Origin of the sequence: Ornithinimicrobium murale (assembly GCF_003352835.1) — a bacterium.
GTDB lineage: Bacteria > Actinomycetota > Actinomycetes > Actinomycetales > Dermatophilaceae > Ornithinicoccus > Ornithinicoccus muralis.
Genome location: NZ_QLVD01000002.1, coordinates 42,427 through 62,707, shown reverse-complemented (window position 1 = coordinate 62,707; position 20,281 = coordinate 42,427). Strand labels below are relative to the sequence as shown.

The window sequence follows — 20,281 nt, the reverse complement described above, 5'->3', positions numbered from 1 at the left end:
CGCCACACGGCATACGGCCACTCCCCGCGCAGGGCAGGTCCCGGATCGGGCATGCTGGGACACATGAGCGACGTTCCCCCGGGCTACCCGCGCGAGTGGGAGGCCGACGTCGTCCTGACCGACGGCTCGGTGGCGCACGTCCGTCCCATCCGCCCCGACGACGCCGAGCTGATCCACCAGTTCCACGCCCAGCAGTCCGAGGAGTCGATCTACCTCCGGTTCTTCGCGCCGATCCGGCGGCTGTCCGACCGCGACGTGCACCGGTTCGTGCACGTCGACTACGACAAGCGGGTCGCGCTCGTCATGGTCATCGGCGACGAGATCGCCGGCATCGGTCGCTATGACCGCTTCGCGGAGACCGACTGGACCTCCGCGGAGATCGCCTTCAACGTCGCCGACAAGCACCAGGGCCGGGGCATCGGATCGGTGCTGCTGGAGCACCTGGCGGCGATCGGCCGGGAGACGGGGGTGCGCCTGTTCACCGCGGACGTCCTCCCGCAGAACCGCAAGATGATCAACGTCTTCCAGGACGCCGGCTACGAGGTGACCCACGAGTTCGACGACGGGGTGATCGCGGTCAGCTTCGAGATCGAGCCGACGGAGGCCTCGCGGGCGGTCGCCCTCGCCCGCGAGCACCGCTCGGAGTCGGTCAGTATGCGGAGGGTCCTGCATCCTTCGTCCGTCGTCGTGATCGGGGCGAGCCGTCGCGGTGGTTCGGTGGGTGGGGCCCTGGTCAGACACATCCACGAGAGCGGGTTCGCCGGTGACCTGTTCGTGGTGAACAACTCCGCGGAGGAGGTCGCCGGGCGCCGGGCGTGGTCGCGGGTCTCCGAGATCGGTGCCTCGATCGACCTGGCGGTCATCGCGGTGCCGGCCGCCGAGGTGCCCGGCATCGTGCGGGAGTGCGCCTTTGCGGGCGTCACCGCAGTGGTGGTGGTGAGCAGCGGGTTCGCGGAGGCGGGGGAGGAGGGCGCGCGTCTGCAGCGGCAGCTGCTGGCCACGGCCCGCGTGCACGGCCTGCGGGTGCTGGGCCCCAACTCCTTCGGGCTGATCAACACCGGCCTCGGCTTCAGCCTCAACGCCTCCCTATCACCGGCCATGCCGACGATGGGAGCCCTGGGGCTGTTTGCCCAGTCCGGTGCACTGGCCATCTCGGTCCTGGCCTCCGCCGAGCGACGCGGTCTGGGGATCTCCACCTTCGCCTCCGCCGGCAACCGAGTCGACATCTCCGGCAACGACCTCATGCAGTACTGGATCGACGACGAGGCCACCGCCGCCGTCGGTCTCTATCTGGAGTCGATGGGCAACCCGCGCAAGTTCACCCGCATCTCCCGGCAGCTCTCGGCCGTCAAGCCGGTGATCGTGGTCAAGAGCGGTGCCGGTCACCACACGGTGCCGGGACACACGGTCCGGGCCACCCGGGAGCGGCCCGAGGCTTTCGCGGAGATGCTCCGGCAGAGCGGTGTGATCCGGGTGGAGAACACTCACCAGCTCTTCGACGTTGCCCAGCTCGTGGTGCACCAGCCGCTGCCGCGGGGCCGGTCCGTGGCCATCGTGACCAACTCCGATGCCCTGAGCACCCTCGCCGCCGACGCCGCGGTGGAGTGGAAGCTGACGATCGGTCACGGACCGGTCGCCCTGCCGAGCACCGCGACGGTCCCGGAGTTCACGCAGGCACTGGAGGAGGCCTTGGCCGATCCCGCCGTGGACAGCCTGATCGCGTGCTTCATCCCGCCGATCATCACGCCCGACACCGACGTGGTGTCAGCGGTGGAGGCAGCGGTCGCCGAGAGCGACAAGCCGTGTGTGGCAACCTTCCTCGGCATGCGGGGCGTGGCGCCGGACGGCTCGCTGCCCACCTACCCGATGCCCGAGGACGCGGTCCGGGCACTGGCCTCGGCCACCGAGTATGCGGCGTGGCGCAACCGGGACCGTGGCGAGCGGGTGCGCCCCGGCGGCATCAACCGGCGGCGGGCGCACGACGTGATCGAGAGCGTGCTGGCGCAGGCGCGCGATGGTCGGGTGATGACCGATGAGGAGACCGCCGCGCTCCTGGACGCCTACGGCATACCGATCTGGCCGAGCATCTCGGTCACCGACGCCGAGGAGGCCGCGCAGGTGGCCCAGGACCTGGGTCTGCCCGCCGTGGTCAAGGCCACCGACCCGGCGCTGCGGCACGGGACCTTCCACCACTGGATCCGCACCGACCTGCACTCGCCTGAGGCGGTCCGCGAGGCCTACACGGGGCTGACTCGCGTGCTCGAGCCGCGCGGCGCGCAGGGCATCGCCGTGCAGTCCATGGCCCCCACCGGTGTCGTCGTGGAGATCACCTCGGCGGAGGACCCGCTGTTTGGGCCCGTTGTCGGCTTCGGGATCGCCGGGGTCCCGGCGGATCTGCTCGGCGACGTCACCCACCGGTTCCCGCCCCTGACCGACACCGACGTGGCCGACATGGTCTCCGGGGTCCGGGCCGCCCCGCTGCTGGCGGGTTATCGCGGGACCGACCCGGTGGACCAGTTGGCGCTGCACGACCTGCTGGCCCGCGTGTCGGTCCTCGCCGACGACCTGCCCGAGGTCACGCTGCTCCGGCTCAATCCGGTGGTGGCCCACGCCAGCGGGGTCGCGGTGCTGGGCGCCAGCATCACGGTGGCCCGCGACACCGGCCGGGCCGATGCCGGCCGGCGGTCCCTCACCCGCTGACCGGGCGGGGAGGCGTTCCGAAGCTCCCTCACAATGCGGGTGGGGCCCGGATCGCGGCAGACGGACCCACCGGCCGCACCATGTGGCGCTATCTCGGCCCCGCTGTGGGAGTGCTATGCATTAGGGGCTGGTCCAGCGTTGGGCTCTGCAGTGGGTGCTGGTCCAGCGTTACGGCTCTGCAGTGGATGCTGGTCCAGCGTTGTGCTCTGCAGTGGGTGCTGGCCTAGCGTTGGGCTCTGCATTGGATGCGCCATATGACGCTACGTGCAGAGCCTATTGGCCCGTGCCGCGCTATCTGCAGAGCGTTAGGCCGTGATGACACCCCGACGATCGAGCCGTTGCGGCCACCCCGAGCCGCTCAGCATTTCGACCGGCCGCCGCCCCGGTTCGACCGTCCGCCACCCCGTTCGACCGGCCGCCACCTGAACGGTCATGCGATCTCGGTCCTGCAGAATTCGGGCCAGACAGAGCCCGACTACCGTCACACCGAAACCGCATGACACACGAGCAGGCGGTCCAAACCTCCCCCAGCAGGCGGTCCAAACCTCCCCAAAAATTGGTTAGGGGACGTACAGCGTGAAGTAGGCCGACCCGTCGGGGCCGTAGCAGGAGCCGGCCGCGGCGGACGTCTTCTCGTAGGGCGTGACGTAGCACTCCCAGCCGCTGGGCGTGACCCCCGGGATCTTCCACGACGGCTCCGTGTTGGCCTCGGCGACCTGCCACTCGGCGGTCGCCTCGTCACAGGAGACTCCGACCAGCTCGGCGTCCGTGGCGCCGTAGAGCGCGGTCTGGATGGTGCAGGGCCCGTCCGGTCCGGTCGGTGTCGGCGGCGCGGTCGTCGGGCCAGGTGCCGCACCGCAGCCGGGGAGCAGATCCGTGATCGAGGAGGGCGCCCCACGGGCGGCCAGATCCTCCGCGCACACTGGGTCGCCGATCGACACCGCGTGGAACCAGCGCCCGTTGGAGGTCTCGGCGATGAAAGCGGGGGCGCCGGGAGCCTCCGGATAGACCGCGGAGGCCCAGCCGTCATCGCAGTAGTCGACGCGCACGCCACCGGTGAAGCCCAGGATGTCGCTGCTCAACGAGTCGTCGGTGCACTCCCCGGAGGCCGGGGTGGCAGGGGGCTGGTCCGTCGAGGTGGGGGCGGGTCCAGCCGTCTCGGACGTCGGGCTCGGGTCCTCGGTGGTGGGTGCGGAGGTAGTCGGGTCCGCATCGGTCACCGGGTCGGTGTCGTGGGTGTCCTCGGCCTCAGCGCTGGTGGGCGTATCGGACGTGGTGCCATCCGCGGTGGTCGGAGCCGTGTCGGAGCTGGTCGTCGGCGCAGGGTCGGACGGCGCGGGATTGCCGGTGGTCTGGTCACCGCACCCGGTCAGGGCCAGGACGAGCAGGGCAGCAGTTCCGAGACGGCGCAGGTGCAGACGGCGCATGATGAACCCCCTCCAGGTTCGGGCACAGACGTGGTCACAGGGACGACGGTTCCAGCACTTCGCGGCTGAGGTGGGAGGATGACCCCATGCCCCAGCCAAGCATGACCCTCCCACAGTCTCTGCGCGAGGCCATCGAGCATGCAGGCTACCTGCCCGCGCTCGTGTCCGACGTCGTCGCCACGGCTGTTGCCGGAGATGACATTGTCGGTCACCTGGTGCACCAGGAGACGACGCTCGATGAGAATGCCGTTCGCCGCCACGTCACCGTGCTGGTCCTGACGCCGCACCGGCTGGTCATCGGTCACGCCGACGACCACGAGGCGAGCGCGCCGCACGGGCACTTCGCGACCGCGACGACCGAGACCGTCCCGTTGAGCGCGGTGCGGGGCGTCATGATGACGCACGTCCTACCCGACCCGGCCGCCTACACCGGCAGCCCGACCGGGCGGGCGCTGACCCTCACCCTGGGTTGGGGGACCGTCTCCCGCCTCGACCTGGTGCCGGCCGTCTGCGCCGATCCCACCTGTGAGGGCGACCACGGTTATGAGGGGACGGTGGCCAGCGACGACATCTCGTTGCGGATCACCACCGAGGCCGACGGAGCGGACGCCCTCAGCAGCGCCCTGAACTTCGCCCAACAGCTCTCGGCGCGCCTCGGCCGCTGAGCCGCGGACCAGCTCAGTGCATCGCCTGCCCGCGGAGTTCATCGACCTCTCGTATGCCGGGTCGCTGGCCACGGTTCTCCCCGCGGTCGCGCAGAGCCTGGGTGTGTCGGCCTCGCCGGGGGCTGAGCTCGGCATCGACCCTCTCTTTGAGCTGCCGCCCGCGCAGCGCGCCGTGGTGGTCCTGGTCGACGGGCTGGGCGCAGAGCAGCTGCGACGCCGCAGCGGTCACGCGCCCTTCCTGCGCTCACTGGAGAGCCCTGCACCGGCGCTGACCTGCGGGTTCCCTGCCACGACCGCCACCAGCCTGAGCAGCTTGGGCACCGGGCTGCCACCAGGTGCCCACGGGGTCGTCGGGTGGCAGGCCCTGATGCCGGAGCACGACCGACTGCTCAACCACCTCTCCTGGGACGACGGCCCCCACCCCGAGACCTGGCAGCCGCACCCCACCGTCTTTCAACTGCTGGAGGCGGCGGACGTCCGGGTGACCCGGATCGGTCCCGGCTACTTCGACGGCTCCGGCATGACCCGCGCAGCCCAGCGTGGCGGCGGTTTCGCTGCCGCGCAGGAGCTCCCGGCCCGGGTTGACGCTGCCATCGCCGCGCTGTCGGCCGCGCCGCGCTCGTTCGTGTACCTCTACTGGGGCGAGGTGGACAAGATCGGCCACACCTTCGGGCCCGGGTCCTGGCAGTGGGGTGAGGAGGTGGAGCGCACCGACGCAGCCCTGGCCGACCTGGCCACGCGGCTGCCGCCAGGCACGTCCCTGACAGTCACCGCAGACCACGGCATGGTGGACGCGCCCGAGTCCCTCCGCCGGGACCTGGCGTGGGAGGAGGACCTGGCCCGCGGCATACGGCACCTGGGCGGCGACCCACGGGTGCCCCAGCCGCACTGCGATCCGGGAGCCGTCCCCGACGTCCTCGCCGCCTGGACCGAGCTGCTGGGGGACTCTGCCCTGGTGGTGAGCCGCGAGGAGGCTGTGGATCACGGGTGGTTCGGCCCCGTCGAGGACCGTGTCGAGCCCCGCATCGGCGACCTGGTTGTGGCCATGCGCGGCCACGCCACGGTGCTCGACTCACGGGCCCAGCGGCCCGAGTTCCTCGCGCTGCAGGGACACCACGGCTCGTTGACACGCGACGAGATGGCGATTCCCCTCCTGCACCTCCCGGCGATTACGTAGACTGCACGCCGTGGCCGAGCTTGTCTTCTTCACCGGAACGATGGACTGCGGCAAGTCGACTCTTGCGCTGCAGATGGACCACAACCACGCCGCTCGTGGTCGGGCCGGTCTGATCTTCTCCAAGCACGACCGCGCCGGACAGGCGATGCTCTCCTCGCGCCTCGGGCTGGCCCGGGTGGGCATCGAGGTGACCGACGACCTGGACTTCTGGGACCTGGTCACCGAACAGGCCACGAACGGACGGCGGATCGACTACCTGATCTGTGACGAGGCCCAGTTCTACACCCCGGTCCAGGTCGAACAGCTCGCGCGGCTGGTCGACGAGATGGGCCTGGACGTCTTCACCTTCGGCATCACCGCAGACTTCCGGGCCCAGCTCTTCCCCGGCTCGCGTCGGCTGATCGAGCTCGCCGACCGCACCGAGGTGCTGCAGGTCGAGGCGCTGTGCTGGTGCGGCAAGACCGCCACCCACAACGCCCGCGTCGTCAATGGCGTCATGGTCGTCGAGGGTGACCAGGTCGTTGTCGGAGACGTGGGCGAGGCGGACGGGGAGGGCGAGCTGCCCGGCCTGCCGGAGGTGGAGTACGAGGTGCTCTGCCGCCGGCACTACATGCGCCGGATGACCTCACACGCGGCCCGGGCCGCGGCCCTCTCGCCCGAGGTGCTGCCCTTCGACCTCGACCTTTGCCCGGTGCCGCAACGATGATCGGGCGCAGGCGGGACGAGGCGTCCGAGAGCGCCCCGGGGGAGCGTGACGACTGGACCCTCGACCCCGATCCAGACCGTGATCGTGCCGCCGGAGCATCCCTCTGGGAGGACCCCGCCTCCCAGGCCGAGCAGGAACGCTGGCGCGAGCAGCATCCGCTGGACGAGGGCCCGGGATACGGCCCGATCGCCGGCACCTCGGCCCGACCCCGGCCGTCCAGGACCGCCAAGGTCGCTCAGGCCGGCGCCACCGTGGGGCACGGCCTCACCAAGGGCGCCAAGGCGGTGGCGCACGGCACCAATGTGGTCAGCCACTCGGCATACCGGGTGACGCGCCGGGCGACCCACGCCGGCGGTGCGGGGGAGACCGGACTGTCCCGACTGATCGAGGTGCACGGACTGCACAACGCCGGTGACGCCGTCGTGGCGATCTCGTTGGCCGGGTCACTGTTCTTCTCCGTGCCGACCGGCGAGGCGCGCGGACAGGTCCTCTTGTTCCTGCTGCTCACGCTGTTGCCCTTCAGCATCATCGCCCCGTTCGTCGGCCCCTTCCTGGACCGCTTCCGGCATGGCCGACGGTGGGCGATCGGCTCGATGATGGCCGTGCGTGCCGTCCTCTGCCTCGTGCTCGCCGGCTCGCTGGAGAGCGCCGCCTGGTGGCAGTTCCCCGCAGCGCTAGGGATTCTTGTGGCCTCCAAGGCCTACAACGTGACCCGCTCGGCTGCGACGCCGCGGTTGCTTCCGAAGGGGATGACGCTGGTCAAGGCCAACGGGCGCATGTCCATGGCGGGGGTGGTCGGCGCGGCCGTCGCGGCACCGCTGGCGGTGGGCATCGCCTACTTCGGGTCCGGATGGTCGCTGCGGCTGGCCTTCGCGATCTTCGCCCTCGGCACGGTGCTCGCCATCCTGCTGCCACCGGCGGTGGACTCCTCCAAGGGGGAGAGCGAGGTGCCGATCTCCGAGGTCGCCGGTGGCCGGAGCCGCTGGGTGCCACCGGCCGTGGTCAACGCACTGCGCGCCAACGTGGGCCTGCGGATGCTCTCGGGCTTCCTCACGATCTTCCTGGCCTTCCTGCTGCGCGAGTCGCCACCGGAGGGCTGGGGTGGCAGCTTCACCCTGCTCATCGGGCTGGTCGCCGCTGCGGCAGGCATCGGCTCCGCGATCGGCACCGTGCTGGGGTCGCTCACCAAACTGGTGCCGCCCCGGGCACTGGTGCGCATCTCACTGATCATCGATGTGGGGGCCGCTGTGGCCACCGCCATCAACTTCGGCATGGTGACCGTCATCATCCTGTCCGCAGTTGTCGGCATGTGCCAGCAACTCGGCAAACTGGCCCTCGATGCGGTGATCCAGGAGTCAGTGCCCGAGCACAGTCGCACCTCGGTCTTCGGGCGCTCGGAGACCCTGATCCAGTTGGCGTGGGTGATCGGCGGTGGGTTGGCCGTCGTGCTGCCTGCGGATGCCACGATCGGCATGACGGTGATCGCGGTGGTCCTGGTGCTCTGGCTCGTGGTGGTGCTGCTGCCCTCCCGCGGCCGGAAGATCACCTCGCCGACATCGATCGCGTCCCCCTCGGACTGAGTCCCTGCGGCAAGGTCCGCAGGCTGGGTCGATGGAGCGGGGCCGATGGTGCCCCGGTGCTGAGGTGTCGGGGGACGTGACATTGGTGTCTCCAGATGCACCAGCCGACCCATTGGTGCGGGTCAGGACACCAGTGTCACGTCCTGGCAGACCTAGCCCTAGTGGGCTCGGTCTGCGAACGTTGGGTGCTCAGCCGCGCCGGTCCTTGGCGCCGAACATGATGTCGTCCCAGCTCGGCACACCGGGGCGGCCGTCCTTGCGCCGCTTGGGCTTGGGGGTCGGCTTAACGGGCTCGTCCCCGGCCTCGGCGGGATCCTCATTCGACTCCTCGGCAGAGGAGTCACCATCGCTGCTGTCCGGCGCCGGTTCGGCGTCGCTCGCCGTGTCGGACGACCGGTCAGGCTGGGTCGTCTCGGCCTCGTCGAGGTCGCCGCCCAGCTCAAGCGCGTCCTCCTCGACCACCTGTTCGCCGAGCTCGACCTCCACGTCCTCATTCTTCGTCCCGACCGCGTCCCCGCCACTCCGCTGGTCCGTGCCGGACGTTCCGGTGCCCTCGCTGAGGTGGTCGTCGTGCCCGCTGGTCTCGTCGTCTGCGCCGCTGGGCTGGTCGTCGAGCTCACTGGCCTCGTCTGCCTCGTCGGGGCCGAAGAGGTCATCCAGGGTGGACTCCTGCGGGCTGAGGTCCTCGTCGGACTCACCCGGGTCCACCTCGTCGTTGTCGAACTGCAGCGGCACGTCATAGCCGGTCTGCTGCTGCTCGGTGGTCCTCTGCGCCGCTGGTTCGTCAGTGCCGTCGGCCTCAGGATCAACGGCGGCCTCAGGATCAACGGCGGCCTCCAGTTCGGTCGCCGTCCCCGGCGCCGGCGACTCACCGTGGGCCGCGGGCGGCAGACCCATCGTGTCCGGGTCGTAGGCCAGTTCCTCCAGGGGCAGCACGTCTTCAGGGGCATGCTCCAGCTGCGGCAGGCCGGCCGGGTCCGTGCTGCTGGTCGAGGCCTTCTTGCGGCGACCGCGGGAGCGGGAGCGCTCCCGCATCGACATCACGAGGTCGACATCGCCCGCCGACGACCGGCCACTGAGCAGCGGCGTGTCGGCCGCGCGCCCACCCGAACCGCGCGAGGTGCTGCGGGCCCCGCGCGCGGCACTGCCCGGCAGCGCCTGCTCGTCCTCGCTGAGCCAGCGGGCCTCATCATCGAGTGCTTCGACGGTGCGGTCCACGGGGTCGAACTGCCAGGCCGCAGCGCGCTGTCGCTGACCGGCGACGAAGCTGACCACCACGGTCCAGGTGCCACCCTCGGGTCGGGTCGCGTCCCACCCGACGTTGTCAGTGTCCACGCCTCGCTCCGCCAGCCGCTCCAGCACGCGAGAACCCAGGGTGGGAACGCCACCCTCGGGGGAGCGGCCTCGCACGTGGGCGGCCTGGGCCATCCCGGAGACGTGCTCGCGCTCGGCCAGGATCGGACCCTCGAACCGCGCCACCCGCTCGGTGGGCCAGCCGGTGATCTCGGCGACCTCCTCAGGGCTCTGACCAGCGCGGATCATCGCCTGGACGTTGCGGGGACTCAACGGCGTGGCTGGCGCGTCGGCGGGCGCGCTGCGCGAACGCAGCGCCGAGCGGAGCCTGGCATCGACCGGCAGCAGCAGCTCGGTGCCGTCAGCGATCGACAGGACCAGGTGCTGCCCGTCCTCGTGGACGGCAGTGAACCGCAGCTGCTCCATCAAACTCTCCTTGTGTCGGCCTGGTCCGACTGTGCCACTTCTCACCTCGCCCGGACAGCAGGCCACGCCGCCTGGAGGGCTACCTTAGGCATAACCATGGTGACCCAGGACTACGACCTCCAGTTGCTGCTCGACATCCTCGGGGTCTTCGTCTTCGCGCTGTCCGGCGGTCTGGTCGCGGTGCGCAAGGGACTGGACCTCGTGGGTGTCGTCGTGCTCGCCTGGGTGGCTGGCCTGGGCGGTGGGATGATCCGCGACGTGCTGCTCGGCGACACCCCACCGGACGGACTGACCGACTGGCGCCTGCTGGCACCGGCGGCCCTGGCCGGGTTGGGCGTCTTCCTCTGGTACAGCCGGCTGCGGGCGGTCATCCCGATCCGGTCCAGCCTCCGGGCCAAGCTGATCGGCCGCGCAGTGAGAGTGCTGGACGCCGGTGGTCTCGCGCTGTTCGCGGTCAGCGGCTCCCTCAAAGCCCTGCAGTTCGACTCCGGGGCCCTGGCCGCGGTCATCCTGGGCGTGATCACCGCCACGGGCGGCGGCGCCCTGCGCGACGTGCTGGCCGGGCAGGTGCCGGAGGTGCTGCGGCGCGAACTCTATGCCGTGCCCGCAGTGCTCGGCGCCACGCTGATCGTGGTCGCGCACTCCCTCGACTTCCTCACCCCCTTACTCATCTGGGGCGCGGTCGCACTGGTCTTCGTGATCCGTGTCGTCGCCGTCGCCCTGGACCTCAATGCCCCGACCGCACTGCGAACAACAGGAGAGCACCGATGACTGACCCGATCGCCGAGCCCACGGACCCCGGACAGGACGGGGCCGACCAGAGCCCGACCGCGGCCCGACCGCCGACCGGCGAGTCGGCCTACGAGGCTGAGTCCCTGGCGGAGCTGGAAGAGGAGGCTGCCGAGGAGACCACCGGCGAGGCTGACCCCTATGACGCCGTCGTCCTGGTGAGCTTCGGAGGCCCTGAGGCGCCGGAGGAGGTCATGCCCTTCCTGCGGCGGGTGACTCGCGGGCGGGGGATCCCCGACGAACGGCTGGAGGACGTCGCCGAGCACTACCACGCCTTCGGCGGCAAGAGCCCCATCAACGACCAGAACCGCGCGCTGCTGGCCGCCCTGGGTGAGGAGTTCGCGCGCCGCGAGATCAGCACGCCCCTGCTGTGGGGCAACCGCAACTCCGAGCCGTTCCTGACCGACACCCTGCGCGGAGCAGCCAGCGAGGGGATGACCCGGTTCCTGGCGGTCACCACGAGCGCCTACAGCTCCTACAGCTCCTGCCGGCAGTACCGCGAGGACCTCGCCGAGTCGATCGCCGAGTTGACCGAGGAGGGCACGCCGGTGCGGGTCGACAAGGTCCGGCAGTACTGGAATCACCCCGGCTTCGCCTCCACCAACGCTCGCCTGGTCACCGAGGCTGCCCGCCAGGTCCGCGACCGCAGCGGCGAGGTGCCGCGCCTGGTCTTCGTCACGCACTCCATCCCGAACGGGATGGATGACACCTCGGGTCCGGGGGACGGTGAGGGCAATGTCTACAGCGCCCAGCATGAGGCTCTGACCCGCGCGATCACCGAGGAGGTCCGGGCCACGCTGGGGGAGGACCTGGTCGGCGAGCTGACCTACTGCTCCCGCTCCGGCCCGCCCACCCAACCGTGGCTCGAGCCGGACATCAACGACCGGCTGCGTGAGCTCTCGAGCGAGGGCGTGACCCAGGTGATCCTGGCGCCGATCGGCTTCGTCTCCGACCACATGGAGGTCATCTTCGACCTGGACACCGAAGCACAGGAGACGGCAGCCGAGGTCGGCATCGAGGTGCTGCGCGTGCCGACGGTGGGCATCGACCCGCAGTTCGTCTCCGGCCTGGCCGACCTGGTCGTGGAGCGTGCCGCAGAAGCGCGCGGTGAGTCCCCGGAGCGACCGTCCTGGCCGGTGGCCGAGCCATGGCCGTCGGTCTGTGCTCCGGGCTGCTGCCCGAACCTGCGCGTCGCCAAGCCCGCCGCCTGCGGCGCGGACTGAAGGACCGGCATGTCCCGGGTGTCCCACGACGCGGGGTCCCGACCCACCGCCGCGGTTCCTGCTGCCGGAACCCACGGCGGTGACGGTCTCGCGGTGGCGCGGGCTCTGGGGCTGGACCCCGACGAACTCGTGGACCTGTCCCAGAACATGAACCCTGTGGCTCCACCGGTCGCCCCGTTGGTCGTCCGACACCTGGACGCGTTGGGGCGCTACCCGGACACCCGGGAAGCGACCGGTCTGCTCGCGGACGCACTGGGAGTCGGGCCGGAGCGGGTGCTGCTGACCAACGGGGGCAGCGAGGCGATCCACCTGGTGAGCTCCGTCCTGGGCGGACACATCCGCAGCGAGCCGGAGTTTGCCCTCCACCCGCGGGGCATGACCGGCCCGGTGTGGCGCACCGACCCGCACAGCCCCACCGGCGTGCTCGCCGGCCCCGACGAGCACGCCGATGTCTGGGACGAGGCGTTCTACGCCCTGGCCACCGGCCGATGGAGCGCCGGACGACCCGGCGTCGTGGTCGTGGGGTCGCTCACCAAGACGTTCCACTGTCCCGGGCTGCGGCTGGGCTACGTCGTGGCTGCGCCGGAGCTGATCGAGCGACTCACCCGCGCGCAGCCGCACTGGTCGGTGAGCACCCTCGCCCTCGCCGTGCTGCCCGACCTGCTGGCCGGTGCCGACCTGCCGGGCTGGTCGCGGGCGATTAGCGGGCTCCGTGGCCAGCTGGTCGAGGTGCTGCAGGGGCATGGGCTGAGCGTGCGGCCTGGCGACGCCCCCTGGGTCCTGGTCGAGGACGCCGCCGGGCTGCGGGAGCGCCTCGCGCCCCACGGGGTGCTGGTGCGCGACTGTGCCAGCTTCGGGCTGCCCGGCACGGTGCGGATCGCGGTCCCCGCCCCGGAGGGCTTGGAGCGGTTGGACCAGGCACTCCACCGGGATGCGGCCGCGGAGGTCCGGGGGCCTGTGTAGAGTGCCCAGCGTCATGCAGACGAAGTCCGGTGAGAACCCGGCACTGTCCCGCAACGGTGAAGCCACCCAGACCCCGGTCAGAGGTGGACGAGTCCGGTCGAACTGCCTGGCGTTCCGCACCATTTTGCCCTCGAGGACAAGGGCTGGTTCGGCAGACGGATCCTGACCGGGACTGCTGTCGCTCGAGCACTCACCTCGACCGACAGGAGACCAGATGACCATCCGTCCCCGGGCGGCCGCACCCGCCGCCTTCCTTCTCTGCCTGACCCTCGTGGTGGCCGGCTGCGGCAGCGACGACCAGCCAGCTGAGCAGGCCACCGGCACCGACGCAACGGACGAGGCCAGCGCCACCGCACCGAGCGACGACACCACGGCCACGAGCGCGGCGGACGACTTCCCCGTCACGCTGGACACCGCCTCCGGTGAGGTCATCATCGACGAGCAGCCTGAGCGTGTCGTGTCGCTGTCCCCGTCGGCCACCGAGACGCTGTTCGCCATCGGCGCGGGTGAGCAGGTCATCGCCGTGGATGCCTACTCGACCTTCCCGGAGGAGGCGCCGGTCACCGACCTCTCCGGCTACGACCCCAACGTCGAGGCCATCGTCGGCTACGAACCGGACCTGGTGGTCATCGCCAACGACAGCAACGACGTCGTGGCCTCGCTGGACGCCCTCGACATCCCCGTCCTGGTCAACCCGGCGCCAGCCGACATCGAGGACGGCTACGACACGATGGCGGCCCTGGGGATCGCGACCGGCCACGTGGACGAGACGGCCACCGTGATCGAGGACCTGCGCGCCCAGATGGACGAGGCCTTCCAGGGAGCTCCGCAGGAGGAGGGGCTGCGGGTCTACCACGAGCTCGACGACACGTTCTTCTCCGCCAGCAGCCACAGCTTCATCGGCTCGGTGTATGAGCAGATGGGGGCGGTCAACATCGCCGACGCGGCCGACGCCGACCAGGCCGGCTACCCCCAGCTCACCGAGGAGGCCATCATCGAGGCCGACCCGCAGCTGATCGTCATCACCGACCAGGTGTCCTACACCGCCGAGGACGTGGCGGCCCGGCCCGGCTGGGCCGACGTCTCCGCCGTGCGGGACGGGAACATCGTGGTGGTTGACGCCGACATCGCCTCCCGCTGGGGTCCGCGACTTCCCCAGCTGGTGGAGACCGTGGCTGGGGCGATGAGCCAGGTCGGCGCGCCGGTCGGTCGGTGACCACCCGAACGCACGCCGCCAGCGCGGGCGACCCCCTGGAGCGGTCCGCCGACCGAGCCTTCCGGCTGCCTGTTCCCGCCCTGCTCGGCAGCCTGGCTCTGCTCCTGCTGGCCTGCCTGCTCTCGGCCACGCAGGGCGCCGCCGGACTGCCGGTGGGTGGCGTGATCCGCTCCCTCCTGGACGCCGTCCCGCTCATCGAGGTCGACCGGACGCTGTCCTCCCAGCACGAGGCGGTGTTGTGGCAGATCCGGCTCCCGCGCACCGTCCTGGCCGCCCTGGTCGGGGCCTCGCTCGCCGTGGCCGGAGCCGGCTACCAGGGCGTCTTCCGCAACCCGCTGGCCGATCCCTACCTGCTGGGCGTGTCAGCGGGGGCGGGGCTCGGTGCCGTGCTGGCCCTCGGCTTCGGCCTGAACCTTGCCCTCGGCCCGGTCGCCGCACTGCCGATGGCCGCGTTCGTCGGCGCGCTGCTGGCCGTCACCGGCTCCGTGCTCGTGGCCCGCGGCTCGTTCCGGAACCCGGCGACGCTGTTGCTGGCCGGCGTCGCGATGGCGGCGCTGTTCTCGGCGGCCCAGACGTTCGCCCTGCAACGGCTGGACCAGACCAGGGCGCGGGAGGTGCTGTCCTGGCTGTTCGGCCGGCTGGCCGCCGACGGTTGGCACCCCGTGCTGCTCCTGTTGCCCTATGTCCTGGTTGCCGGCCTGGTCCTGCTGCTGCACGCCCGTCACCTGGACGTCCTGCGGCTGGGCGACGACGAGGCCCGTGCCCTGGGTCTGAAGCCGGCGCGCTCGCGCCTGCTCGTGGTGACCGCCGCGACCCTGATCACGGCGGCGGCGGTGTCGGTCAGCGGCCTCATCGCCTTCGTCGGGCTCGTGACGCCGCACATCGTGCGGGTCCTGGTCGGGCACTCCTACCGGGCGATCGTGCCGCTGTCCGCGGTCGTGGGAGGTGGCTTCCTCGCCCTCGTCGACATCGGGGCACGCACCCTCACCGCGCCTGCTGAGCTGCCCGTCGGCGTGATCACCGCCTTCGTCGGGGCGCCGTTCTTCTGCGTCATCCTGTGGCGACGGAGGCACGACGCATGAGTTCCCCGACGACCCGCTCGCCAGCGGTCCTGCGCGCCCGTGACGTGCAGGTCGCCTTCGGCGGTGTGCAGGTGCTCGCGGGCGTCGACCTGGACCTGCACCGTGGCGAGTGGCTCGGCCTGATCGGTCCCAACGGATCGGGGAAGTCCACCTTCCTCAGGTCCCTGGTCGGGCTGGTGCCGAGCACTGGACAGGTGCACCTCGGTGATGGCTCGGTCCCGGGCCCGCGGGACGTGTCGCTCATGCCCCAGTCACCCGAGCTGCCGCCCGGGATGACCGTGGTCGAGTACGTCCTTCTCGGTCGCACCGCCCACCTCGGGTGGCTCGAGCGGGAGTCTCCCGCCGACCGTCGCATCGCCGTCGACGCGCTGCACCGGCTCGGGATGGGCGGGTTCGCCGACCGGACCCTGCGCGGACTCTCCGGGGGAGAGACCCAGCGTGTGGTCATCGCCCGCGCGCTGACCCAGCAGGCACCGGTCCTCCTGCTGGACGAGCCGACCAGCGCCCTCGATCCCGGTCACCAGGTGGAGGTGCTCGAGCTGGTCGATGACCTGCGCCATCGGGACGGGCTCACCGTGGTGGCGGCGATGCACGACCTGGGGATCGCCTCCCGCTATGCCGACCGGTTGCTGCTGCTCGAGCGCGGTGCGCCGGTCGCTCTGGGCACGCCCCACGAGGTGCTGCAGGACTCGCTGCTCAGCCAGGTCTACGGCTGGCCCCTGCACGTCCACCACCTGGACGGGCACCTGGTCGTCGTGCCCGCCCCCCGTGCCCCACGGCATACCGGCGCGGTGTCTGCCACCGAGCACTGCACCCCACCGGGCCGACGAGGCTCGCCCACCCACCACCCACTCGACCCCGACCGGACCCAGGAGGTCTCGTGAACAACCCCGAGCACACCGAGCCACGCACCGCACGGCCCTACGACCGGAGGGCGCTGCGCTCGGCGCCGTCCCTGGTCCTGGTCACCACCGGCCACGGCAAGGGCAAGTCCACCGCGGCCTTCGGGACGCTGCTGCGCAGCAGGGCGCGGGACTGGCCGACCCTGGTGGTCCAGTTCCTGAAGTCAGGGAAGTGGCGCACGGGCGAGGAGGCGATGCTGCGACAGCTCGGGGTGGAGTGGGCCAGCGCCGGGGACGGCTTCTCGTGGGAGTCCACCGATCTGGACGAGAGTCGCGCCAAGGCCGTCGCGGCCTGGTCCTTCAGCAAGGACCTGATCGCCGCGGGGTCGCACCGGATGGTGATGCTGGACGAGATCTCCTACCCGATGAACTGGGGCTGGATCGACCCGGTCGAGGTCGCCGGTGTCCTGCGGGACCGCCCCGAGGACGTCAGCGTCTTCCTCACCGGGCGGGAGATGCCGGAGCCGGTGATCGAGGTGGCCGATACCGTCACGGAGATGGTCAAGGTCAAGCACGCCTTCGAGCGCGGGATCCGGGCGCGGCGGGGGATCGACTATTGAGCACCGCCCGTGGTGCGCTCCTGGTCGTGGGGGCGACCAGTGGCGCCGGCAAGTCGACGGTCGTGTCCGCGCTGTGCCGGGCCCTGGCGCGCCGAGGTGTGCAGGTCGCGCCGTTCAAGGCGCAGAACATGTCCAACCACTCCGCCGTCACCCCCGACGGTGGTGAGCTCGGCCGGGCGCAGGCGATGCAGGCGTTGGCCGCCCGCGTCGAGACCGACCGGCGGATGGGTCCGGTCCTGCTCAAACCCTCCGGAGCCCGCTCCTCCCATGTGGTCGTGCTGGGGGAGGAGGTGGCCGTCGACGAGGCCGACGGCTACGGCGAGCGCGCAGTGCGCCTGCGGACCCTGGTCCTCCGGTCGCTGGTCGGGCTGCGGGCGATGCACGAGGTGGTCGTGCTGGAGGGCGCCGGCCGTGCGGCGGAGATCAACCTGCTGGACCGGGACCTGGTGAACCTGCCGCTGGCCGCTGCCGCGGGCATTCCGGCCGTGCTCGTGGTCGACATCGACCGGGGAGGGGCCTTCGCCTCGGCCTACGGCACCTGGGCCCTGCTGCCCGACCGGCTGCGGGAGCGGCTGGTCGGTGTCGTGTTCAACAGCTTCCGGGGCGACGCGTCGCTGCTGGCCGACGGTCTGCGGGAGCTGGAGGAACGCACCGGGCTGCCCGTCCTGGGGGTGCTGCCCCACCTGGGCGACCACCTGATGCTGGGGGTCGAGGACTCGCTGGACCTGGCCTCGCCCGGGCGGCCGGCACCGGAGCCGGTCGGCAGTGAGGGCGCGTCCGCCCGGCCGCTGCGCGTGGCGGTCATCCACCTGCCCCGGCTGGCCAACCCCTCCGACCTGGACCCCCTGGTGCTCGAGCCGTCCGTCGAGCTGCGCTGGGCCACCCGTCCCGGTGACCTGGCCGACGCCGACCTGATCGTGCTCCCCGGCACCCGCGCCACGGTGGCCGACCTCGCCTGGCTCCGGGACCGGGGGCTGGACCGTGCCCTCGCGACCAGCAGCGCCCGGGTCCTCGGGATCTGCGGCGGCTACCAGCTGCTCGGCGAGGTCATCCACGACGAGGTGGAGTCCGGGGCCGGGACGGTTCCCGGCCTGGGGCTGCTGCCCGTCGCCACGACGTTCGCGGCGCCCAAGGTCGTCACCCGGTCGAGCGGGGTCCCCGACGGCCCGGCCGGGACGCCCTCCGTCTCCGGCTACCAGATCAGGTGGGGCCGCCCGGAGCGCCACGGCTCCGCGCAGGCGTGGCTGCACCTGGAGGAAGGGCCCGAGGGCTGCCGGAGCGCCGACGGCCGGGTGCTCGGCACCAGCCTGCACGGTGTGCTCGACAGCGACGGGCTGCGTCACGGGCTGCTGGCCGAGGTGGCCGCAGACCGCGACCGCTCCTTCACTCCCTCAGGCGTGCCGTACGCCCGGGCCCTGGACGCCCACCTGGACCACCTGGCCGACTGGGTCGAGGCGCACCTGGACGTCCCGGGCCTGCTGGAGCTGGCTCGGACGGCGGTCGCGCCCGGCGCGGAGCCGGGCTGGTGAGCCGCCTGGGTGACCGTGCGCTCGGCGTCGCCGTCGGCCTGGTGCTGGACCGCCTGCTCGGTGAACCACCGGACCGGCTCCACCCCGTCGCGTGGTTCGGCACGGCCATGCAGGGGGTGGAACAGCGGTTGTATGCCGACTCTCGGCCCCGCGGCACGTGGCACGCCGCGCTCGGGGTCGGGCTCGGCGTGACGGCCGGGGAAGCGCTGCGCGCGGCCGCCGGAGGGCGCGGCACCCACGGTGAGGTGCTCTCGACCGCCGTGGCCGTGTGGCTCGCCAGCGCGGGCCGTCTGCTGCGCGGGACCGCGGGCCAGATCGAGGATCGCCTGAGGGAAGAGGACCTCACCGCGGCCCGGGACCAGCTCTCCTGGCTCGCGGGGCGCGAGCCCTCCGGGCTCGACTCCGCCGGTGTGGCGGCAGCCGTGGTGGAGTCGCTCGCGGAGAACACCGTGGACGCGGTGCTGGCACCGGCCTTCTGGGGGCTCCTCGGCGGCGCGCCGGGTGCCCTGGCGCACCGCGCCTCCAACACGATGGACGCCATGGTCGGGCACCACAGCGCGCGCTACGAGCGCTACGGCTGGGCCTCGGCCCGGCTGGACGACGTGCTGGCCTGGCCACCCGCGAGGGCCTTCCCGGTGCTGCTGACCGGGTGTGCTCCGGGCCGGGCTCGGCAGGTCATCACCACGGTGCGCCGGGACGCCGCCGCCCACCCCTCGCCCAACGCGGGTGTCGCCGAGAGCTCCCTGGCGGGTGCCCTGGGCGTGGAGCTGGGGGGACCACTGCGCTACGGCGAACGGACCGAGGACCGGCCCCTCCTGGGCGAGGGGCCACGCCCGCAGGCGCCTGTCGTGACCCGGGCGCGCAGGCTGGTCGACCGGGTCGAGCTGGCGGCCGTGGGGCTGTGTCTGCTGACCTGGTGGGCTGACCGGAGGACGGGCCGGTGAGGCCATGGCGACCCCCCGGTTAGGTGCACCGGCACGGCATACGGCACAATCCCCGCGAACGACTGCGTTCGCGGGCATCTGCACCCACGGCACAGGCGCCGTGACGCAAGAACCTGACCTTTGGCGACAGTGCAGCCAGGGGCGGGCACAAAATCGGGTCTTCCGACGTTCATACGCAGACCAATCGCACACCACAGGGTCAGCCAGGCCCTGTGACACCAGCTCGAGAGAGAGGAGAGGGACGTCATGGCAACCGACTACGACGCACCTCGTAAGTCTGAGGACGACATCAATGAGGACTCTCTGGAGGAGCTGAAGGCTCGGCGGGCGGACAAGAGCTCCTCGAGCGTGGACGTCGACGAGACGGAGCACGCCGAAGGGTTCGAACTCCCGGGGGCAGACCTGTCGGGTGAGGAGCTGTCGGTCCGGGTGCTGCCGCGCCAGGCCGATGAGTTCACCTGCTCGCGCTGCTTCCTGGTGCACCACCGTAGCCAGCTCGCCAAGGAGGTCGGCGGTCTTCCCGTCTGCACCGAGTGCGCGGCCTGACCACCGACGATGGCCGGGGGCCCGCGCATTGCGGGTACCCTCGACTCACGTGACCACCCAACCGATTCCGGTGCTTCTGCAACGGCTCGACGACGCCCTGCCGGTCCCCGGCAGGGCACACCCGGGTGATGCCGGGGTCGACCTGTTCGCCCGCGAGACCGTGACGCTCGCGCCGGGGCAGCGCACGCTGGTGCCGACGGGGGTGGCGATCGCCCTGCCCGACGGCTACGCGGCCTTCACCCACCCCCGCTCCGGCCTGGCCACCCGCCACGGCATCACCATCGTGAACGCGCCGGGCACCATCGACGCGGGATACCGCGGCGAGATCATGGTCAACCTGCTCAACACCGACGCCGCCGACGCCTTCACGGTGCAGCGCGGCGACCGGATCGCCCAGCTGATCGTGCAGCCGGTGTCCGTCGTGGCCTTCACCGAGGTGGCCACGCTGCCCGGCAGCGCACGGGGCACGAGCGGGCACGGTGCCTCCGGGGGATTCGGGACCGGCACCACCCAGACCAGCACCGACACCAAGACTGAGAAGGACTGACGCCTC

The 20,281-nt window shown here is 71.6% G+C and carries 18 protein-coding genes; 16 read left to right on the top strand and 2 right to left on the bottom strand.

Annotation, left to right across the window (positions count from 1 at the left end; genetic code table 11):
- Window positions 1-63: 63 nt before the first annotated feature.
- Window positions 64-2,700 (top strand): bifunctional acetate--CoA ligase family protein/GNAT family N-acetyltransferase, encoded by a 2,637-nt coding sequence (locus DPQ65_RS01170; protein WP_114905582.1) that lies wholly within the window; start codon window positions 64-66, stop codon window positions 2,698-2,700.
- Between the two features lie 560 nt (window positions 2,701-3,260).
- Here the strand turns inward: DPQ65_RS01170 and DPQ65_RS01165 are convergent.
- Entirely contained in the window at window positions 3,261-4,127 is an 867-nt protein-coding gene (locus DPQ65_RS01165; RefSeq protein WP_114905560.1) for a hypothetical protein, read from the bottom strand.
- A gap of 86 nt (window positions 4,128-4,213) precedes the next feature.
- Between DPQ65_RS01165 and DPQ65_RS01160 the strand changes: the two genes are divergently transcribed.
- From DPQ65_RS01160 to DPQ65_RS01145, 4 genes are read left to right on the top strand one after another with little or no spacing between them, the layout of a single operon-like run.
- Entirely contained in the window at window positions 4,214-4,792 is a 579-nt protein-coding gene (locus DPQ65_RS01160) for a DUF5998 family protein (protein ID WP_114905559.1), read from the top strand.
- Window positions 4,793-4,808: 16 nt separating this feature from the next.
- A complete protein-coding gene (locus DPQ65_RS01155; protein ID WP_238146605.1) occupies window positions 4,809-5,969 on the top strand; it encodes an alkaline phosphatase family protein in 1,161 nt (386 codons plus the stop codon).
- Between the two features lie 10 nt (window positions 5,970-5,979).
- Window positions 5,980-6,675: a thymidine kinase gene (locus DPQ65_RS01150; protein ID WP_114905558.1), complete on the top strand. Its 696-nt coding sequence runs from the start codon at window positions 5,980-5,982 to the stop codon at window positions 6,673-6,675.
- Entirely contained in the window at window positions 6,672-8,255 is a 1,584-nt protein-coding gene (locus DPQ65_RS01145) for an MFS transporter (RefSeq protein WP_114905557.1), read from the top strand. The genes DPQ65_RS01150 and DPQ65_RS01145 overlap by 4 nt, the downstream gene beginning before the upstream one ends.
- A 189-nt stretch (window positions 8,256-8,444) precedes the next feature.
- On the opposite strand, the gene sepH is transcribed toward DPQ65_RS01145, so the two are convergent.
- The gene (sepH, locus tag DPQ65_RS01140; RefSeq protein WP_114905556.1) at window positions 8,445-9,974 is read right to left on the bottom strand and encodes a septation protein SepH; all 1,530 of its coding nucleotides are present in this window, start codon (window positions 9,972-9,974) and stop codon (window positions 8,445-8,447) included.
- 96 nt (window positions 9,975-10,070) lie between these two features.
- Here sepH and DPQ65_RS01135 point away from each other — a divergent pair, with 96 nt between their 5' ends.
- The 11 genes from DPQ65_RS01135 (at window position 10,071) to dut (ending at window position 20,275) form a co-directional block, all read left to right on the top strand.
- A complete protein-coding gene (locus tag DPQ65_RS01135) occupies window positions 10,071-10,745 on the top strand; it encodes a trimeric intracellular cation channel family protein (RefSeq protein ID WP_114905555.1) in 675 nt (224 codons plus the stop codon).
- A complete protein-coding gene (locus DPQ65_RS01130) occupies window positions 10,742-11,986 on the top strand; it encodes a ferrochelatase (protein WP_114905554.1) in 1,245 nt (414 codons plus the stop codon). The genes DPQ65_RS01135 and DPQ65_RS01130 overlap by 4 nt, the downstream gene beginning before the upstream one ends.
- Before the next feature lie 9 nt (window positions 11,987-11,995).
- A complete protein-coding gene (locus DPQ65_RS01125; protein WP_114905553.1) occupies window positions 11,996-12,949 on the top strand; it encodes an aminotransferase class I/II-fold pyridoxal phosphate-dependent enzyme in 954 nt (317 codons plus the stop codon).
- A gap of 214 nt (window positions 12,950-13,163) precedes the next feature.
- Window positions 13,164-14,165, top strand: coding sequence for an ABC transporter substrate-binding protein (locus DPQ65_RS01120; protein ID WP_114905552.1), 1,002 nt, complete (start codon window positions 13,164-13,166; stop codon window positions 14,163-14,165).
- Window positions 14,162-15,247, top strand: coding sequence for a FecCD family ABC transporter permease (locus DPQ65_RS01115; RefSeq protein ID WP_114905551.1), 1,086 nt, complete (start codon window positions 14,162-14,164; stop codon window positions 15,245-15,247). Before DPQ65_RS01120 ends, DPQ65_RS01115 begins: the two co-directional genes overlap by 4 nt.
- Window positions 15,244-16,131 (top strand): ABC transporter ATP-binding protein, encoded by an 888-nt coding sequence (locus DPQ65_RS01110; protein ID WP_114905550.1) that lies wholly within the window; start codon window positions 15,244-15,246, stop codon window positions 16,129-16,131. Before DPQ65_RS01115 ends, DPQ65_RS01110 begins: the two co-directional genes overlap by 4 nt.
- Window positions 16,128-16,709 (top strand): cob(I)yrinic acid a,c-diamide adenosyltransferase, encoded by a 582-nt coding sequence (gene cobO / locus DPQ65_RS01105; RefSeq protein ID WP_114905549.1) that lies wholly within the window; start codon window positions 16,128-16,130, stop codon window positions 16,707-16,709. The genes DPQ65_RS01110 and cobO overlap by 4 nt, the downstream gene beginning before the upstream one ends.
- On the top strand, window positions 16,706-18,238 hold the full coding sequence (locus DPQ65_RS01100; RefSeq protein ID WP_114905548.1) for a cobyric acid synthase: 1,533 nt from the start codon (window positions 16,706-16,708) through the stop codon (window positions 18,236-18,238). Before cobO ends, DPQ65_RS01100 begins: the two co-directional genes overlap by 4 nt.
- Window positions 18,235-19,182: an adenosylcobinamide-phosphate synthase CbiB gene (cbiB, locus tag DPQ65_RS01095; RefSeq protein ID WP_114905547.1), complete on the top strand. Its 948-nt coding sequence runs from the start codon at window positions 18,235-18,237 to the stop codon at window positions 19,180-19,182. Before DPQ65_RS01100 ends, cbiB begins: the two co-directional genes overlap by 4 nt.
- Window positions 19,183-19,428: 246 nt before the next feature.
- On the top strand, window positions 19,429-19,728 hold the full coding sequence (locus DPQ65_RS01090; RefSeq protein WP_114905546.1) for a DUF4193 domain-containing protein: 300 nt from the start codon (window positions 19,429-19,431) through the stop codon (window positions 19,726-19,728).
- A gap of 49 nt (window positions 19,729-19,777) precedes the next feature.
- Window positions 19,778-20,275, top strand: coding sequence for a dUTP diphosphatase (gene dut, locus DPQ65_RS01085; protein ID WP_238146604.1), 498 nt, complete (start codon window positions 19,778-19,780; stop codon window positions 20,273-20,275).
- The last annotated feature ends 6 nt before the right edge of the window (window positions 20,276-20,281 follow it).

What these genes read in the sequence shown, in the direction of transcription:
- DPQ65_RS01135 (WP_114905555.1), top strand. Translation starts at nt 10,071, where the DNA reads ATGGTGACCCAGGACTACGACCTCCAGTTGCTGCTCGACATCCTCGGG.
- DPQ65_RS01090 (WP_114905546.1), top strand. Translation starts at nt 19,429, where the DNA reads ATGGCAACCGACTACGACGCACCTCGTAAGTCTGAGGACGACATCAAT.
- DPQ65_RS01145 (WP_114905557.1), top strand. Translation starts at nt 6,672, where the DNA reads ATGATCGGGCGCAGGCGGGACGAGGCGTCCGAGAGCGCCCCGGGGGAG.
- DPQ65_RS01165 (WP_114905560.1), bottom strand. Translation starts at nt 4,127, where the DNA reads ATGCGCCGTCTGCACCTGCGCCGTCTCGGAACTGCTGCCCTGCTCGTC.
- sepH (WP_114905556.1), bottom strand. Translation starts at nt 9,974, where the DNA reads ATGGAGCAGCTGCGGTTCACTGCCGTCCACGAGGACGGGCAGCACCTG.
- DPQ65_RS01120 (WP_114905552.1), top strand. Translation starts at nt 13,164, where the DNA reads ATGACCATCCGTCCCCGGGCGGCCGCACCCGCCGCCTTCCTTCTCTGC.
- DPQ65_RS01125 (WP_114905553.1), top strand. Translation starts at nt 11,996, where the DNA reads ATGTCCCGGGTGTCCCACGACGCGGGGTCCCGACCCACCGCCGCGGTT.
- DPQ65_RS01160 (WP_114905559.1), top strand. Translation starts at nt 4,214, where the DNA reads ATGCCCCAGCCAAGCATGACCCTCCCACAGTCTCTGCGCGAGGCCATC.
- DPQ65_RS01110 (WP_114905550.1), top strand. Translation starts at nt 15,244, where the DNA reads ATGAGTTCCCCGACGACCCGCTCGCCAGCGGTCCTGCGCGCCCGTGAC.
- DPQ65_RS01130 (WP_114905554.1), top strand. Translation starts at nt 10,742, where the DNA reads ATGACTGACCCGATCGCCGAGCCCACGGACCCCGGACAGGACGGGGCC.
- DPQ65_RS01170 (WP_114905582.1), top strand. Translation starts at nt 64, where the DNA reads ATGAGCGACGTTCCCCCGGGCTACCCGCGCGAGTGGGAGGCCGACGTC.